A 2022-nucleotide genomic window follows, 5' to 3' on the forward strand; every position below is an offset into this window, starting at 1 on the left:
CAGCGGTGGCCATGGTGTGCGCCTACCCGCTTAAAGGACCGAAGGATTGATCGGCAATCTGCGGACGGCAACAACCGAGCCTTCGTACCACTTGAGGAAGCCGCTCTGGGTGCCGTTGACGAAGTAGCAATACCAGGCGAAGGAAGCGTCGTCTTCGTGCGTTTCGCACGACCAGTGCCAAGTGGGCTCAAGGTGGGGCTTGCAGTTGGCGAATAGCAGGGACTGCTGCTGGCGGGTGGGCAAGGTGCCGCCTACGCTGGCGGCCCAGTCCATGGCTTCTTGCCAGGCCAGGCGGCTTGCAGGGCGCGCGGCCAGCAAGACGATGTGGGCCACGGGGTTGCCGTCAGCGTCCAGCTCTATGCCGGCATAGCGTTCGCCTTCAGCGATGGCGGGGAGGGAGAGGAAGGGGGTGGCGCCGGCGGCAGCCAGGGCTACAGGGGTCTTGGCCTCTGTGGTGGGGGCGGTGGATGTTTGCAAGATTCACTCCTTGAACCCGCCGGGATGGCGGGGTGGAGTGAATTAAACACGAAACGTGTTTAGTGTGTCAACACAAATTGTGTTTATCTGTGTTAGTGCATATTCAGCTGGGTGCGCTACTGATCGTTAGATCAGAGCCGCAGTGCTTGCACTTTATTGCTTCAACTCTTATTTCTTCCGCACAGAAAGGACACTTCTTCATTGAAATTGTTGGTGGGGCAACCGCTTGATCAGCTGCTATAGGAGCCGGGTGCTGCGGTAGCTCTTTGCTCTTGCTGCAAGCCCAAATTAGCGAGCCAACCCACCCGATCAGGGTCCAGCCCAGCAATAGATTCACCAGCAGTATGGATGTGAAATTGTGATGCTTCCGCGACCAAGCTTCGTAGGCGGGAAGAAAGTAGAGCAGTGGTGCAACGAGGAAAAAAGAACCTGCAACCAATTTTCCAAAAGCGTTGAGCCCATACACGGCTTCTTGCCCCATTGAATAGGCGTAGGCAAACCAAAAGCCCAACAGTGCGATCCTCACAAAAACCATACTACGACTCCTAAAAAGTGAAAGCCTACCAACACGCTAGCGGATGCTACCGTGATCGTTTCCAACGAAGTCCAGTTGTTGTTGCGCCGGGTGTGAGTTTTTTTTTCCCAGCGGCTCTATTTTTCTAACCGGCCACTTGTAGAGCTTGGCCGTCGCGGGGGGGGCCCAAAAACTGCGAATACTCGCGCATTTTTGCGACCATTGCGGCCTTTTGATGCTCATTCAGCTTGTTCATGATGGCTATCGCGGCGAGAGTCCATTCATCGATCTGGCGACGCTCTGTAAACGGAGTCAAGTTTGACTCGGTCTCGCCTGCCGTAGTCGTGTACGGGATGTCGGTTTGGTAGGGAACCCTGGGCGGCAAGAAGGGGACGTTCTCTGAGTCGGGTCCATACATCAGCCAATCCAGCGGCACATTCAGCACTTGCGCGATCAGGCCAATCTTGTTACCGCCGGTCCCCGTAGCGCGGCTTTCCAGATTGCTGATACCAGACTGTGTCTTGTAGCCCACCTTCTTTGCAAGGTATTCACCACTCCAGCCCTTTTTCTCGCGCGCCTGTTTTATTCGTTCGCCCAATGTCTTCATAGCGCACGATTGAACACAATATGTGTAAACACGTGGTGTTGATTAAATAACACATAACGTGTTAGACTGCGCAAATGCAGAACCTTCAGCTTCCTCTGGTCGATGGCGAACACCCGCTTGATACCGCGGCTCGCCTGGTGGGTGGTCGTGGTGCTCTGGCAAAACGGCTGGATGTCTCGGTTGCGGCGATCGGCAACTGGAAAGTCCGAGGAGTTCCGATTGAGCACTGTCCACAGATTGAGTCTGTCACCTTGCGAATGGTGCCTCGACAGGTATTGAGGCCCAACGATTGGAAACGAATTTGGCCCGAGTTGGCCCCCCCAGCCCACCCCTTGGCGCAAGGGGTAGTAAATGCCTAACCGCCGTCCCTCTGAACCTGCCCAAACTCCGATAGCGAGCGGTGCAAGTATTCCAGCGCAGTCGC

The 2022-nt window shown here is 55.6% G+C and carries 4 protein-coding genes; 1 reads left to right on the top strand and 3 read right to left on the bottom strand.

Annotation, left to right across the window (positions count from 1 at the left end):
* Positions 1 to 30: 30 nt before the first annotated feature.
* The 3 genes from AC07OO_RS25445 to AC07OO_RS25455 all read right to left on the bottom strand — a co-directional run bounded on the left by AC07OO_RS25445 (position 31) and on the right by AC07OO_RS25455 (position 1598).
* The gene (locus tag AC07OO_RS25445) at positions 31 to 477 is read right to left on the bottom strand and encodes an Lcl C-terminal domain-containing protein (protein WP_495084973.1); all 447 of its coding nucleotides are present in this window, start codon (positions 475 to 477) and stop codon (positions 31 to 33) included.
* A gap of 103 nt (positions 478 to 580) precedes the next feature.
* Positions 581 to 1012 carry a superinfection immunity protein gene (locus AC07OO_RS25450; RefSeq protein ID WP_495084974.1) on the bottom strand — a complete coding sequence of 144 codons (432 nt, stop codon included), beginning with the start codon at positions 1010 to 1012 and terminating at the stop codon, positions 581 to 583.
* A 124-nt stretch (positions 1013 to 1136) separates the two neighbouring features.
* Positions 1137 to 1598, bottom strand: coding sequence for a helix-turn-helix domain-containing protein (locus AC07OO_RS25455; RefSeq protein ID WP_495084975.1), 462 nt, complete (start codon positions 1596 to 1598; stop codon positions 1137 to 1139).
* Between the two features lie 74 nt (positions 1599 to 1672).
* Here AC07OO_RS25455 and AC07OO_RS25460 point away from each other — a divergent pair, with 74 nt between their 5' ends.
* On the top strand, positions 1673 to 1957 hold the full coding sequence (locus AC07OO_RS25460; protein WP_495084976.1) for a transcriptional regulator: 285 nt from the start codon (positions 1673 to 1675) through the stop codon (positions 1955 to 1957).
* The last annotated feature ends 65 nt before the right edge of the window (positions 1958 to 2022 follow it).

The organism is Rhodoferax sp. GW821-FHT07G04 (assembly GCF_059418585.1).

Bases quoted from the DNA above. Each gene is read 5' to 3' on its own strand.
- AC07OO_RS25450 (WP_495084974.1), bottom strand. From the start codon at position 1,012: ATGGTTTTTGTGAGGATCGCACTGTTGGGCTTTTGGTTTGCCTACGCC.
- AC07OO_RS25455 (WP_495084975.1), bottom strand. From the start codon at position 1,598: ATGAAGACATTGGGCGAACGAATAAAACAGGCGCGCGAGAAAAAGGGC.
- AC07OO_RS25460 (WP_495084976.1), top strand. From the start codon at position 1,673: ATGCAGAACCTTCAGCTTCCTCTGGTCGATGGCGAACACCCGCTTGAT.